Below are 14,722 nucleotides of genomic sequence, written 5' to 3' on the forward strand. Positions count from 1 at the left end.
AGGACTCTGCTTTACTCTCTGAAAATTAGACTAAAAAACTCCGAACTGGGGTTTATCTAACAAAACTCCTAAGGGCTCAGGATTATATTTGCTCGATTTGACATGTACATTTTCAATTACTGTTAACGCATTTTCTAATTCAGCTATCGTCATGATATTGCTTAATTTTATTTGTTGCATCACTTTATTTACTAGATTAATGTCGTCTTTTAAATGTCCAAAAAGTCTATTAGCCTTCAATTTTTCCTTTATGTTTTGCCATTGTTGTAAAATTTCATCAATTTTTGTTTGCATGATTACTCAATTATCATTGATCATAATATAGATTATATGATATAAAAATTAACAATTTATTATTTAGAGAATAAGTCCGTGTTTTTTAAAGGTAAGATACAAGATGAATCAAGAGAGGTTTGCTTTTATATGCCAATAGTTGAGCAAATTCGTGATTATGAAAATGCTCGAACGTGGAGTCTGGCGCTACAAAAAAATGTTGCACGTAAATTTTACTGCTCGATTGAGTTATTGCAGCAGTTAGAATCTTCAAGATTAGGAGCAAATAAAGTTTTATCTTGCTATAAAATTTCTCTAACAAGTTCTGAACATAGTCAGTTGAAAGCAGACGATAGGAATTTTGGTTTATTTACTGGTTTTTTATCATTTGCACCTGAAAGCATTAAAAGCCTTATTGTGTTGAATGCAGATAATCCCATTGAATATATGAATCCCTTATATCTAGTTTCTATTTATGAGAAATGCCAAGAAATAACACCTCTTATTCCATGATCTTGTACTTGAGCAGCGACTTGTCCTATATAAACCAGAGTGAATGTTAATGCCTTATTTGGCAGTAATGCATCCACCCCAGCATCGATTAACAAATCATTGCGAGCAATAGGACTGCCGTCTACCGTAAAGGGAATACTTGAATCAAATGCTAGAGTTGCCAACGGATTAATATTACGAGCAGCATGGCGCCATCCTAAAAGTCCGCGTCCTTTTATGATAAAATTACTTTCTTGTTTAAAGACATTAAAAACCCGTGCGCCTAATGTGGAATAGAACATATTCTGATGATTATTATTCCCATGCAGCGCAGCAATACCACCTTTTTCATATAGAGTGCCAGAAGATACATTAATGATGCTAGCACGCCCAAAAGGCTCGAATAACCCCAAACCATAACCAGCTTCTAGAAAACCTTGTGCAGTATCTGCGCGATAATCTGATTTTAATAGTTCAGATAATCCAGGAAAGATCACTGCACGGCGTGCATCGATATCATGCCAACTGTACGCCCCACCCGCACGAAGGGTTATATGCTTTATTCGTTAATCTGCATACAAACCTATATGGTAATTATCCGAATTAGTTTGTGAAAGACGCGCATCCAGATTAGTTTGTAATGCACTATAACCTGCTAATAAACCAATGCGAGATACTTCGTTATTGATATCTGCACCAATAAAACCTCCACCGTCATTGGTTGTTATGCTAGCGACATTGTAATTTCCATTGCGATGTCCCCAAGAGCCAACTCCTTGAGCCCAAAAATTCAATGCTGAATGCATAGGCTTTTTGATTAAAGTGAATGGAGTCATCCGATTCAGCATCGTATCTTCTACATATCGACTGGCTTCCACTAAGCTGCCTAAAGTTGCTGCATATACTTCACCTGAAAGACTATTAAATGCTTTGCGCGCTGTTTGGACAGAAGGTAAACTGAGGATTGTGTTAAATAGAAGATTGCCAGAGCCTAAACTTTCAAGAGCATTGGCAACCGCTTGTTCATTAGGTGTTTGTGCTACATCAGGAAATGTAGTTTTGTTTTGTGAGATATCCAAATAGACATTGTTGGCATCATAAAGCAGGCCAAGGGTAAGAAAGGGAAGATTGGGTGTTACTCCACTGTATGTCCCAGCTACCCCACCTAAGGCATTTAACAATGTATAATGGCCCAGAGAATAAACCCCATTTTCTGCAATAACATTTACGGCGCCGCCATTTAATGTCGCGGTGCCAGAAATTTTAATCAGAGATGATCGTCCCAGAGAATTAATTTGTGCTTCATAACTAGAGCCTGAATTTTGGATGTAGTTTCCTGCAACATTCAGTGTGCAATTTCACCGGGGCCGCCTGGGGCGATGGTACCAGAAACGGTGGTATTACCTACGGTTCCAGTTCCTTCCAAACGCCCAGCTCCACTTTTAACAAAAAGATTCGAGCCTAAGATAGTACCTGCATAATCCGTATCTGTTGTTTGATTAACTGTTAGGGTAGCTGTACCTGCATCGATTGAACCACCACTACCGACTAAAGACGACATGATTAAATCAAAGTTATTTAAATCTAATGTACCTGCATTGATAGTGTAGTTTGTATTGTTCACTAGAGCACCGGCCACTCCTGCTTGTAAGGTACCATCATTGACTGTAGTTCCACCATTGTAATTATTCGCAGCATCATTAAGGACTAAAGTCCCCAATCCGGTTTTATTGAGTGTTCCAAGGCCACTGATAATGCCATTTTGAGTAAGTACTGTCCCAGAATCCGTTAAAAAAGTACCTCCTGCAGCACCCAATGTGGTGGTGCGATCCATTGTAAAAGGTGCTGTTGACTCCAAAATACCACCTTCAAAATCCAAACTGTTCGGAGCAGCACCAAGATTGTTATTGGCAGATACAGAGAGTACTCCTGCAGTTAAAATTGTTGTTCCAATATAAGTATTCGTTCCACTAAGGACCAAGATACCAGTTCCTGTTTTATTGATTCCATTATTACCCGTAAGTGAATTGGTGATTGTTGTAGTAAAGTTCGCACTGGGACCAACGCTTATTATTGAAGGATCACCTCCATTATCAAGCTGTAATACATTGCCTGTTAATAGATATCCATCAACAAGAAATTGCATTCCTAAAGCGCTTGTTTGTCCAAAACTGTTATCAATCGTCACTGCACCTGGCGTACCTCCAAAGATGGCGAAGCCGGGTTGAGGAGTCATTGCAGCCGTTATCGACGCACTGGCATCTGTCCATACTGGTGATGTAGTAGACCAGAGGCCATCTCCACCACCCATTTGAGCTGGTGTTGCCGTGCCGTCAGCATTCCACATGTTAAGTGTTATGATCGTAGCATTAAAAAAAGTGGTTTTATTACCATTCGTGAGTTTATTTCTATTATAAAGTGGGAAGACCATGTTTGTAGACCCAATGCAAGCCACTGATGTGCTTAGTTGGGTACACAAAGCCCAGGTATTCTGTACTCCACTTATAAGGGTGCTAAATAATCTAATGTGTAGAATATACCGTTTTATGGTTGTATTTGAATTAAAAATGGCAACGAGAGCTGATTTTATTTTATGGTCCTTCATTTTTATAGCACTTTTCCTTTATTTAATCATTATCAATATTAATTCGTTTATTAGGTTAACGTAAATTATTATAAAGTCCTTTACCTTAATTGTTTGTTTAAGTAGACCTATTTAGCATATTGAATAGAAATTAATTGCCTATCATCAGTGAACATAAGCTAAAGTATGTGGAAAAGCATTGTTGTTTGTATGAGCAGGTAACTTGATTTTTCGATTTTGGGCTAAGCGAAATATAACTGCATTGCCACAGAGTTTTTTTAAACTATATATTAATTTTTTAGTTTGGTTAGGAAACACGCCAGTCAAAACAAAATCCAAACTCATCAAGACTGTTTCAAATTCTTTGATATCAAATAACTCATTATGGAAGCAAGCCAATATTCTCTCCAAGGCTTCTTTTTGTGCGTTTTTGGATTTTTTGAACATAGAAACTTTAGAGAGTTTATTGATTTGCAAAGTAATGTCTAATTTTAGTTTTAGTAAGGAGTGAGGTAAGGATAATGCCAGTTCATTTCGTATTTGTTCTAACTTCTTAACTCGTTGCTCTTGCAAAATCTGCCCTGACTCTAACCATGAAGAATCATTTACTTCTCCTTCATTTGCACCTAAAAACCGCATCATTCCCAAGATGCTTTCATGCATGGGAATAGAGTTTTGCGAACGAAATGATTTTTGTAAGTGATAATGGTTAAATGATAAAGGTTGTATTTTTGCGGCAAACGTAGGGATATCAACAACATAATCCTTAAATAGAGCATTTGAAATTTGAATTGGGCCGGTTGTACACACGATGATTGATTTGATGTATAAATTCAATTCCTTGTTCATCAGATAATGCAAAAAGAATTCATTATCTTGTCGTAATGTTTCTTTAATTTCAGTATATTCTTTGCTAAAAAATAAACGCTTAACCAAAGTACATTGTTTTTTTAAATCCTCTCTTAATCGTTGAATGATATCAGCATGAGTTTCTTCTGTGTTTTTGCGACTAAATTCGAGAAATTTACTTTTATCTGACATGATTTCTCTAACGTATTTACGTAAAGCTCGTGATGTAATGCTGGGTTTATGGATGTCTTTTGATTTCGAAATATAAAAGGTTTCAGAGCGATTTCGCATTAGCTTAAGTAGGTTTCTGTTAAAAAAATTATCTTGAAGTTTTTTTTCTGTTTTTTGTACAAAGTCGGTGTCGTACTTGGTTAAACGATTTAAAAGTCCTTGCTGTACTCGCTCTATCATATCTTTAGCTGCTTCATGATCCACTATGGCAACAAAATCATTATTTGATAAGATAAATTCTTTTTTTCCTAATTTTAAACTACCTATATTAAGCAATAATGGGGATTCCACTTCAATGGTTTCAGGAAGTGCAGAAGTAGTTATTGGAAAATCAAAATCAGCATAAGTACCGTTTTTATATACAGGATAAAGCCACCGTAAAATGTCACTGGCAACTGCTAAATTTCCACCTTCTTTTAAATGGCGAATTTCATCTTTATAGAATTCATATAATTGGCATTGTTTGGTTGAAAGCAATTGGGGAGTAAATAAATCAGCATCAAGCGGGATAATATTATTTTCAGCACAAAATATATTTAACTCATCAACTGCTTTTACAGCCAATAATGATGAATCATAAATCAAGTGAATTATATCATCGGGATTTTGTTCGCGCATTTTAATAAGACGAATTTGGTTTTCCAGATTCAGGAATAAATTGGGGTTGTTGCTGAGCCAAATTTTCGTATGCCGATGTGGGTTGTAATTATATTTTGGCGCAGAAGAATTTCCTGTTGTGTTTGAGGCATATCGTTTTTGATTCTTATATACTGCATTATTTTTATTGTTCATTTTTTTTCTTTTAGTTGGTTTATTTTTGTAAATGTATTAATTAATGAATTTACGAAAATAATTTGATCTTATAGATATAATTTAGACTCAAATGACAACTTTGCAAGTTCATTGTTTATAATTGATTCAGTTGACGAATAAAAACGACTATTTATAGGTGCATGGATTGCTGAATTTACTGCAATATGTTATAAGTATTGCGCTTTTAAAAACACACACGTTCCGGCACATACGATAGGGTCCCTTGTGGGTTTCGTATGGGGAGCGTGGAGGCGTAACCCTGGAGAATATATAATGAAAAATGTAAGTATGCGTGAATTACTCGAAGCGGGTGCTCATTTTGGTCACAGAACTCGTTTCTGGAATCCTGAAATGGGAGAATATATTTTTGGCTCTCGTAATAAAATCCATATCATCAATCTTGAAAAGACAATGGTGATGCTAAGTGATGCACTTAATTATGTTGGTCGATTAGCATCAAACAAAGCGAAAATTCTTTTTGTTGGTACAAAAAGAGCGGCTCAAGAAAGTATTCGTGAGCAGGCTAAACGTTGCGGAATGCCTTATGTTGATCACCGTTGGTTAGGTGGTATGTTAACCAACTACAAAACTGTTCGTCAGTCCATTTTCAGATTAAAAGAACTGAAAGAAATGAAAGAAAAAGGTCTGTTTAACGACATGATTAAGAAAGAAGCCTTAATGCTGACTCGTGAGCTTGAAAAATTAGAGCGCGGCTTGGGTGGTATTGAGCACATGGGCGGTTTGCCTGATGCATTGTTTGTTGTTGATGTTGGCTTTGAACATATTGCTGTTGAAGAAGCACGTCGCTTGAAGATCCCTGTTATTGGTGTTGTTGATACTAATAACAGTCCTAGAAACATTGATTACGTTATTCCTGGCAACGATGACTCAATGCGAGCAGTTGATATTTATGTTCGTTGCGTTGCTGATGCAATTTTAAATGCAAAACACAGTAACACGGTAGGTATGGGCTCTGTTGATGCTGAGTTTATAGAAGTTACTGATAAAGAAAGCGATGCTGAAAAAGCTGGTGAATAATTAACTGATGAATTTGGGGGCATGGGTTGAATGACCTGATTTTGCCCCCTTTTTTCTATGTGGAGAAATTTAAAGATGTCAATTAGTGCAAAATTAGTTATGGAGTTACGTGAGCGCACTGGTGCTGGTATGATGGAATGCAAGAAATTCTTGATTGCTACCAGTGGCGATATTGAAGCAGCAATTATTGAAATGCGTAAAGCAGGTCAAGCAAAAGCAGATAAAAAAGCAGATCGTGTTGCTGCTGAAGGTGTGGTTATTATTGCTCGCTCTACTGATGGGCGTAGTGCTGTGATGATCGAAATCAACAGTGAAACAGACTTTGTTGCTCGTGATGAAAACTTTACTAACTTTGCTAGTAGCGTTACTGAAGCAGCACTTAACAGTTCAGTCACTACTGTTGAGGCATTGTCTGCATTACCATTAGCTTCTGGAAATACTGTAGAACAAGCAAGACAAGAATTAGTTGCTAAAATTGGCGAGAACATCAAGATTCGTCGTATTGAACGCATGAATAGTGATGGCATAATTGGCCATTACATGCATGGCTCACGCATTGGTGTCATGGTTGCATTGAAAAATGGTGATGAAGCTTTAGCTAAAGACATTGCAATGCATATCGCAGCAAGTAAGCCAATTGTTGTTAGCCGTGACCAAGTTTCTGCTGAAGTTATTGAAAACGAACGTGAAATCTTCACAGCTCAAGCAAAAGAAAGCGGTAAGCCACAAGAAATTATCGACAAAATGATTGATGGTCGTATCAATAAATTTATCGATGAAGTGAGCTTATTAGGCCAACCATATGTTAAGAACCCTGATATGAAAGTAGGTCAGCTTTTAAAAGAGAAAAATGCCGAAGTTATTGCATTTATTCGTTATGAAGTTGGTGAAGGTATTGAGAAAAAAGAAGATAACTTCGTTGAAGAAGTGATGTCTCAGGTTCGTTCATGATGAATGATAAACACCCAAAATTAAAATATAAACGTATTTTACTTAAGTTTAGTGGCGAAGCCCTTATGGGAAAATCTCAGTTTGGAATTGATCCTGCTGTACTAGATACGCTCGCTAAGGACATCGCTGAGCTTATTCAGATGGATGTCGAAGTAGGTCTTGTATTGGGTGGTGGCAATTTGTTCCGCGGTAAGGCACTTTTTCAAGCTGGAGTAGGGCGAGTAACTGGTGACCATATGGGGATGCTGGCTACCGTAATGAATGCTTTAGCAATGAGAGATGCCTTGGAGCGCATTGATTTACCGGCGCGGATTATGTCAGCTATTCCTATGTTAGGAGTAGTTGACTCATACCACAGACGCAAAGCGATTACTCATTTGCGTACTGGTCATGTAGTCATTTTTGCTGCTGGAACTGGTAATCCATTCTTTACTACAGATACAGCGGCATGCCTACGGGCAATTGAAATAGGTGCTGATGTTGTTTTAAAAGCAACTAAAGTTGATGGCGTCTATTCAGATGATCCTATGAAAAATCCAGATGCCAAGCGTTATGATTATTTAACCTATAAAGAAGTCTTAACTCAAGGTTTGGAAGTTATGGACTCTACTGCGATTTGCTTATGTCAGGATCAAAACATGCCTTTGCAAGTATTTGATATGGCTGCACCAAATGCGCTAAGACGTATTGTTACTGGCGAACGTGTGGGAACTATAGTCGGAGCTAATAATGATTAATGAAATTAAGCAAGACTCTGAAAAACGTATGAGAAAAGCCATTGATGTTTTACATCATGATATGACGAAGATCCGCACCGGAAGAGCGAACATTGGCTTATTAGATCACGTACAAGTTGATTATTACGGTACTTTAACACCTTTAAATCAGGTAGCGAGCATTGCTGCAAGTGATTCCCGTACCTTGTTAGTAACACCGTGGGAAAAAAATATGGTTGCTGCTGTAGAAAAGGCAATCTTAACTTCTGATTTAGGTTTAAATCCTGCAACTACTGGCAATGCAGTGCGCGTTCCTATGCCTCCGTTAACTGAAGAGCGACGAAAAGAATTAATCAAGGTGGTTCGTAGTGAAGGTGAGCAAGGGAAGGTTGCAATCCGCAATATACGACGTGACGCTAATAATCAATTAAAAGATTTGGTGAAAGATAAATCTATATCTGAAGATGATGAGCGCCGTGCTGTGGAAGCAATTCAAAAATTAACTGATAAATACATTCAAGAAGTGGATGTTTTGTTAATTGAGAAAGAGAAAGATTTAATGGAAATTTAAAATTAGGCAGGGCTTTAAATAGCTCGTCAGAAAGCTTTCACGGGTATGTAAATATCCTCTTTATAAAAGTTTGTTACATAATTTATATTCCCGTGACCTTGAAGTCGTACAAATAATTTGTCTAAGGTAAGGACCCAGCACAGTAATTTTCTTCACATCGATTAATTACTAAGGAAATTCAATAATCTCCTACATGCCCCCAGGATTCCACCCAGACTATTCGTTTTATTTCGCCAGTATGTTCTATTTTGTTAAAAAATAATTCTTTGCTTTGATTCTGAGCGGCAATAATGACCATATTCGCGGTTTTTTTGATGGGAATAACTAAAGTCTGTTTAAAGTATTTTTTAATTAATTGATAAATTGCCCATTGTTCTTTATAGTTTGCTAGGTTAAAAGCAGCGAAACCTTCAGGTGCTAATATTTTTTGACAAGAACTAAAGAATAATTCATTGTTGCACTCTGGGGGAAAATAATTGGCGTTGTATAAATCAACCATCACATGGGAAAATGTTTCCTGATAATTTTGCACATAATCCATTGCATCTTCATGTTTAATGGTAACATTATGTAAACGCTCTATGTAAAAAAAACGTTTAGCAATGTCAATCACTTCTTCACTTTTATCGATTGCAATAAGTGGAGGAGCTGTTTTTTTATTTGCAAGCATCAAAGGTATTCCCGCCCCACCTAAACCAAGTAGACAGGCGCGATCTGGATAATGACGTACCATCAGTGTCAATACTGGAAGATAACGTAATACAGGCTTTTGTGGCATCAATCGGTTGATCACTGTTTGTAACGCAGGTGAACCTAAAGTAAGCCAACGATAAAATAGGTTTTGGTATACTTTATAACCCGAAGGTGATTCATAAATGCAGGTGCCTAATTTGGTTTTCCACATAATTATTATGTCACCTCTGACTGAAAGGGATAAATGGAGCCAATGTTCAAAATTTGGGTGAGCTCATCTAATGCGTGCATGCTTTCGTTAATTAATTGTGGATCCGTTAAATCAATAGCTGTTAATTCGCTACGATAATATTTTTCTACCCATTGCTCCAAAGTATCTAATAAATAGTCATTGACTAAAATCCCTTGATGCATTGAGTCTAGCTCTTGAGTATTTAAAGGAACTCGTAATCTTAAACATGCTGGTCCGCCACCATTACGCATGCTTTGTCGTAAATCTATAAAGTGCACTGCATTAATCGGGTTTGTGGTTTCAGCAATTAATGAGTCGATGTATGTTTTGACACGTAAATTATGTTCGCATTCACCTGGAGCAACTAGAATCATTTGCTGTTGATGTGGCAAGGTCAAGATTTGCGAATTAAATAAATAAGACTCAACTGCATCAGTCAGGTTTAGCTGATGCTGTGAAATTTCAATAATATTTATAGAAAATGCCGCTTTATTGCGTAATTCTTGTAGCACTTTTTTTTGATTAAGAAAGGCTTGTTCATGCACTAAAAATAGAGATTCGTTGGCTACAGAAATTACATCGTTATGAAACACACCTTGATCAATTGCTTGTGGATTTTGCTGTGCTAAAATGACTTGTTGTGCTGACAATTGATGATTTCTTACGATGATTTCGGAAGCTTCCCGGGTTTGTCGAGCAGGATATTTTACTGGTGCAACCCCATTTTTAGCAAAGGCTTTTTTACCATACACGAAGAGATGAATACCTGGTTGTGCATGATTTTGGCAAATACGACTGTGATTTGCTGCGCCTTCATCACTGGTTATGGTAGAGCGAGGTAGTATCTCATGATGAATAAAATAATCAGGATTAGCAAACAGGAGCTGCAACAATTTGGAGGAAAAATCAGCTTCTTGATGACGATGTAAGTTATTGATTAAATTGGCGGTAGTAAAGTGAGTCTTTCCATCACCCGCATCAAGACTTGGTGTTACCGTTGCAGCATTTGCAGTCCACATGCTCGAAGCTGAGTAGCAGGCGCCAAGTAATTCAGGAGCAGTTTTATAAGCGTTTTGCAATTGATCAGTGATACTTCCACGAAAACCTAATTGATGCAGCAACTTTAAGTTAGGGCGTTGATGCGGAGGTAAAACACCTTGCTTAAAGCCTAATTGATGCAGAAAACGCATCTTTTTTAATCCTTGTTTGGCTGCTGCTAATGGGTTGGAACGTGTTAATGCATTAGAGGTTGAGGCGATATTTCCAGCAGCAAGCCCTGCATAGTTATGTGTTGGTCCTACCAATCCATCCAAATTTAATTCATAAACAGTATTCATTGTTTATTCTCTTCAATACCGGGTAGCAAATGCTTAGGCATGGTTAAGGTGGCTTGCTCCATACTGGCAACTGGATAAGCACAGTAGTCTGCGGCAAAAAAAGCACTTGGTCGGTGGTTTCCACTAAGGCCCACACCACCAAATGGAAGGTTGCTGGCCGCGCCCGTTGTTGGGCGATTCCAATTAATGAGACCTGCACGAATTTCTTGATAAAATTGTTGATAATGTTCTTTTTTATCACTAAATAAACTAGCCGATAAGCCATAACGAGTTTGATTTGCTAATTTAATTGCTTGATTAAAAGATGAGTAACGATAAATCTGTACCAACGGTGCAAAAATTTCCTCATCCGCTGGTTGGGTTACCTTACTCATATCAATGATACCAGGAGAAAGCAATCCCGTGTTCTCAGTAAGAAGGGTCATGGACAATAAGGATTCACCACCAGCTTCTAGTAATTTTTTTTGACTATGTAAGTGCCTCAATGCTTGTGTATGGCTGATTACTGGCCCCATAAATGGTTCTGGTATTTGATCATAAGGACCTACTTTAAGTTGTTTGCTAGTATCAATGAAACGTTTTAGAAAATCATCCCCAAGAGCTGTATCGGGGATAATCACTCGTCGTGCACAAGTACAACGTTGCCCAGAAGTAATGAAGGTTGAGAGTAGAGTCTGATAAACTGCAGCGTCAAGATTATGGAGTTCATTATCAATCACTAGAGGATTATTTCCCCCCATTTCTAACGCCAGAATTACTTCAGGACGGTCGCTAAACTGTTGGTGAATACTTAGGCCGGTGGGATAGCTGCCGGTAAAATAGACACCTTGAATGTTTTGGGCTAATAAAGCTTTTCCACAGTGGGCATCACCTTGCAGACAATTAATCACACCTGCGGGTAGGCCAGCATTGTGCCAACATTGTATCATTAACTCGGCTACAGCAGGGGCATATTCACTAGGTTTATAAAGAATAGTATTTCCAGCTAATAAAGCAGGAACTATATGACCATTACTTAGATGTGCCGGAAAATTAAAAGCCCCCAAAACTACTACAACACCTTGAGGCTTAAACCGCAAGCAACCATTAGCTTCTGTTGTTTTGGAACCAGTGCGCTCCTGGTATGCTTGAATTGATAACTTAATTTTGCCAATTACGGAATTGACTTCAGTTTCTGCTTCCCATAAAGGTTTGCCAGTTTCTTGTGAAATAAGTTGTATTAGTTGAGAGCGGTTTTTTTCTATTTCTTTAGCAAATTGTTCAGTGTATTGGGCGCGTTGCTCGAACATTAAGGTAGACCAGGAAGGCAGAGCTTCACGAGCTGCTTGAGCTGCAGTAGTAATTTCTTGAGTTGAAGCTGATGTACCTTGCCAGAATAAACTGCCATAACTGGGATTAATAGATTCTAATCGTGAACCGGAGCTTTTAATCCATTGTCCATTAATGTATTGACCTTTGCCGTGCATCATAATTAAGTGTTCCTAGACTGATTGAGTGATTTCCAAGGGAGCTAGACGTAAGGTATCGCCACAGTCGACACTAAGCACTTGTGCCGTTTTTTTGCTAATAATGCAGGTATTTCTTTCGGTATTTACTAAAGCAGTATCAATCGTAGCACGAAAATTCAATTGTGCATTGGATAAAAGATATTTAGCACTACTGACTTCGTCACTTAAACTTGAAATTATTACTAACTTACTGAGTTCAACAGTTTTAATTTTCTCCACGGGTGTTTCTAAGGTTGGTCCACCGTCAAAAATATCAATGTATTGATGATAGCGAAAGCCTTCACGTAATAAAGTATTGTACGCGGGGATAGTTAATGGATGCGGTTGGCCGATAACTGCTTGTGCTTCGGGGGAAAGCAGTTTGACATAGATTGGATTGCGAGGCATTAAATCGGCAATAAATTGCTTGTTTGTTGCCAGGGTTAATTGATCTGCTTTGGCAAAAGTCATTTTGAAAAAATGACTACCGATGTTATTCCAAAAAGGGGAGTTACCATTTTTATCAGAAACTCCGCGCATATCTGCGATAATGATAGGAGCAAAGCGTTGTGGATGCTGTGCCATAAAGAGAAAACGTCCCTTAGACAGCAAGATTCCATTATTATTTCTGCGATGTGCGGGATTTAAAAAAAGCGTACATAATTCACTATGGCCTTGCTTATCATTCACTAAGCTTAATACTTCATATTCATTTCGTATTTTTAAAGTACGCGACACTCGTGTACGTCGAGTCAATTTATAAGAGTAAAAAGGCGTTGCAAATCCAATACGTGACTCAATTCCAGAAATGCCTATAATCTCTTTGGTACATTGATTTTCCAAAACGAAAAAATAATACTCTGAATCAGGTTCATTAATGTCTTTGTGGTAAGAAGCAGTAGACCACTTGATTCGTTTTTCCAGTAGTTTCTTATCTTTAGGCAGCGTTGTCATTCCAATGCCACTTAGCTTGGCAAGATGATGAATGGCATCCAAGTCAGAATCAAGAGCTCTGCGAAATAGCATCATGTTTTAAATCCTCTAAGCCACCTTGTGCCAAATCAAGCATGATTAAAGCACTTAACGCAGCGCGTTCTGACAAACTATCTAATAAAATATATTCTTCGGGACTATGGATATTGCCACCTCTTACTCCCAACGTATCTAAAACAGGTAAACCATGCTGTGCGAGATTATTGCCATCACAACAGCCTCCACTGTCTTGCCAATCGATGGATAAACCAAGCTCTTTGCCTAGACTTTGGATACGTTTGAATAGATGCTTAGTACCGAGGCATACTTTTTTTACAGGCCTGCCAAAGGCTCCTTGTATTGTTAAAGTATAGTCTTGTTGTTTGAATTTATGGAGGATTTTCGCAAATTCTTGGTTTACCCACTGTTGATCTTCAGGCTGGCTAAAGCGAACATCTAATTTGGCAACTGCTTTATCAGGCACCATGTTTAAGACTTCTCCACCAGCAATTTTACCTACATTAATGGTCACCCCTTCACGTTGGTCATTGAGCTGATGTACTGCAGTAATAATTTCCGCAAGATAACAAATCGCATTTCTGCCCTTTGCAAAAGCACGACCAACATGGGCTGCCTTACCGGTGGCAATTAAAGTAAATTTGCCACTACCCCGACGATTTTTAGCTAAGGTTCCTGTGGGTGTCATTGCAGGCTCATAAACCAGAGCTGCTTGATAATTTGCGGCTATTTCATCAAAAATGACACTGGATGCTGGAGAACCGATTTCCTCATCTGCATTAATTAAAACATCCCAACCTAGTTGTTTGGCATGCTCATTTTGTTCCAATGCAGTTAAAGCATGCAACATGACAATTAATCCCCCTTTCATATCGGCAACCCCAGGGCCATTGATCTGATTGTCATTAATATAAGTGAGTTTTTGGAAGGGGCTGTGCTGTGGATAGACAGTGTCCATATGCCCGCTAAGTAGTATTCGGCGTTTTAAATGTGGGCGTTTTTGGATAAATAATGCATCACCACATTGTTGCATGACAGTATCACTAGACATGTTAATGATTGATAAAGGAGGTGATTTTTTAAGATGAATTTCATCCGCAATAGGTTTATAGGCGGTATGCAAAACTTGAAGTATTTGAGTAAGGCCTGAAATATTACTTGTGCCGGAATTGATTTCACAAAATTGGTATAGTTGTTCAATCATTAGTTTTTGCTTGGAGCATATGACATCAACTAGTTTTTGATATGATTTAATCATGATATTCGCTCTAAAACCGATGTTGAAACAATAGCTTAAAACGAAAGAATTGGTCAATAAGATTCCGTGTATTGGGTTTATAGTAATAAAAATCTTATAATCAGGATTTGTTGGATCTATAAAATCTTCGGCCCAGAAAAATAGAGTGCCATTCTTATCGATACAGTCAAAAGGATTAAGGGACAGCTAGTCTTTTAATTACAATTG

13 protein-coding genes and 1 pseudogene are annotated in these 14,722 nt (G+C 37.8%); 5 read left to right on the top strand and 9 right to left on the bottom strand.

Features of this window, described 5'->3' with window-relative positions; genetic code table 11:
- Positions 1-30: 30 nt before the first annotated feature.
- Positions 31-294: a hypothetical protein gene (locus QM652_RS06220; RefSeq protein WP_415073915.1), complete on the bottom strand. Its 264-nt coding sequence runs from the start codon at positions 292-294 to the stop codon at positions 31-33.
- Between the two features lie 78 nt (positions 295-372).
- Here QM652_RS06220 and QM652_RS06225 point away from each other — a divergent pair, with 78 nt between their 5' ends.
- Positions 373-786, top strand: coding sequence for a hypothetical protein (locus tag QM652_RS06225; RefSeq protein WP_415073917.1), 414 nt, complete (start codon positions 373-375; stop codon positions 784-786).
- Here the strand turns inward: QM652_RS06225 and QM652_RS06230 are convergent.
- The 3 genes and pseudogenes from QM652_RS06230 to QM652_RS06240 form a co-directional block, all read right to left on the bottom strand.
- Positions 747-2,114, bottom strand: a pseudogene (locus tag QM652_RS06230) (autotransporter domain-containing protein). The gene QM652_RS06225 and the pseudogene QM652_RS06230 overlap by 40 nt on opposite strands.
- A complete protein-coding gene (locus QM652_RS06235) occupies positions 2,111-3,196 on the bottom strand; it encodes an autotransporter-associated beta strand repeat-containing protein (protein WP_415073919.1) in 1,086 nt (361 codons plus the stop codon). Before QM652_RS06235 ends, QM652_RS06230 begins: the two are co-directional and overlap by 4 nt.
- A gap of 318 nt (positions 3,197-3,514) precedes the next feature.
- The gene (locus QM652_RS06240) at positions 3,515-5,221 is read right to left on the bottom strand and encodes a glycosyltransferase family 88 protein (RefSeq protein WP_415073921.1); all 1,707 of its coding nucleotides are present in this window, start codon (positions 5,219-5,221) and stop codon (positions 3,515-3,517) included.
- Positions 5,222-5,515: 294 nt separating this feature from the next.
- On the opposite strand from QM652_RS06240, the gene rpsB reads away from it, so the two are divergent.
- The 4 genes from rpsB to frr all read left to right on the top strand — a co-directional run bounded on the left by rpsB (position 5,516) and on the right by frr (position 8,518).
- On the top strand, positions 5,516-6,280 hold the full coding sequence (rpsB, locus tag QM652_RS06245; protein ID WP_415073923.1) for a 30S ribosomal protein S2: 765 nt from the start codon (positions 5,516-5,518) through the stop codon (positions 6,278-6,280).
- 75 nt (positions 6,281-6,355) lie between these two features.
- Complete coding sequence (gene tsf, locus QM652_RS06250; RefSeq protein WP_415073925.1) at positions 6,356-7,231, top strand: translation elongation factor Ts; 876 nt, start codon at positions 6,356-6,358, stop codon at positions 7,229-7,231.
- Positions 7,228-7,968 carry a UMP kinase gene (pyrH, locus tag QM652_RS06255; RefSeq protein WP_415073927.1) on the top strand — a complete coding sequence of 247 codons (741 nt, stop codon included), beginning with the start codon at positions 7,228-7,230 and terminating at the stop codon, positions 7,966-7,968. The genes tsf and pyrH overlap by 4 nt, the downstream gene beginning before the upstream one ends.
- A complete protein-coding gene (gene frr / locus QM652_RS06260; protein ID WP_415073929.1) occupies positions 7,961-8,518 on the top strand; it encodes a ribosome recycling factor in 558 nt (185 codons plus the stop codon). The genes pyrH and frr overlap by 8 nt, the downstream gene beginning before the upstream one ends.
- A 178-nt stretch (positions 8,519-8,696) precedes the next feature.
- On the opposite strand, the gene QM652_RS06265 is transcribed toward frr, so the two are convergent.
- Genes QM652_RS06265 through QM652_RS06285 form a run of 5 tightly spaced genes read right to left on the bottom strand, consistent with a single transcriptional unit; the run spans position 8,697 to position 14,515 of the window.
- Positions 8,697-9,422 carry a spermidine synthase gene (locus tag QM652_RS06265; RefSeq protein ID WP_415073931.1) on the bottom strand — a complete coding sequence of 242 codons (726 nt, stop codon included), beginning with the start codon at positions 9,420-9,422 and terminating at the stop codon, positions 8,697-8,699.
- Positions 9,423-9,427: 5 nt separating this feature from the next.
- A complete protein-coding gene (astB, locus tag QM652_RS06270; protein WP_415073933.1) occupies positions 9,428-10,780 on the bottom strand; it encodes an N-succinylarginine dihydrolase in 1,353 nt (450 codons plus the stop codon).
- A complete protein-coding gene (gene astD / locus QM652_RS06275) occupies positions 10,777-12,249 on the bottom strand; it encodes a succinylglutamate-semialdehyde dehydrogenase (protein WP_415073935.1) in 1,473 nt (490 codons plus the stop codon). Before astD ends, astB begins: the two co-directional genes overlap by 4 nt.
- A 12-nt stretch (positions 12,250-12,261) precedes the next feature.
- Positions 12,262-13,296 carry an arginine N-succinyltransferase gene (locus QM652_RS06280; protein ID WP_415073937.1) on the bottom strand — a complete coding sequence of 345 codons (1,035 nt, stop codon included), beginning with the start codon at positions 13,294-13,296 and terminating at the stop codon, positions 12,262-12,264.
- Positions 13,271-14,515, bottom strand: a complete 1,245-nt coding sequence (locus QM652_RS06285; RefSeq protein WP_415073939.1) for a hydrolase — start codon at positions 14,513-14,515, stop codon at positions 13,271-13,273. Before QM652_RS06285 ends, QM652_RS06280 begins: the two co-directional genes overlap by 26 nt.
- Positions 14,516-14,722: the final 207 nt, after the last annotated feature.

This window comes from Legionella sp., from assembly GCF_047605385.1.
Lineage (GTDB): Bacteria > Pseudomonadota > Gammaproteobacteria > Legionellales > Legionellaceae > Legionella.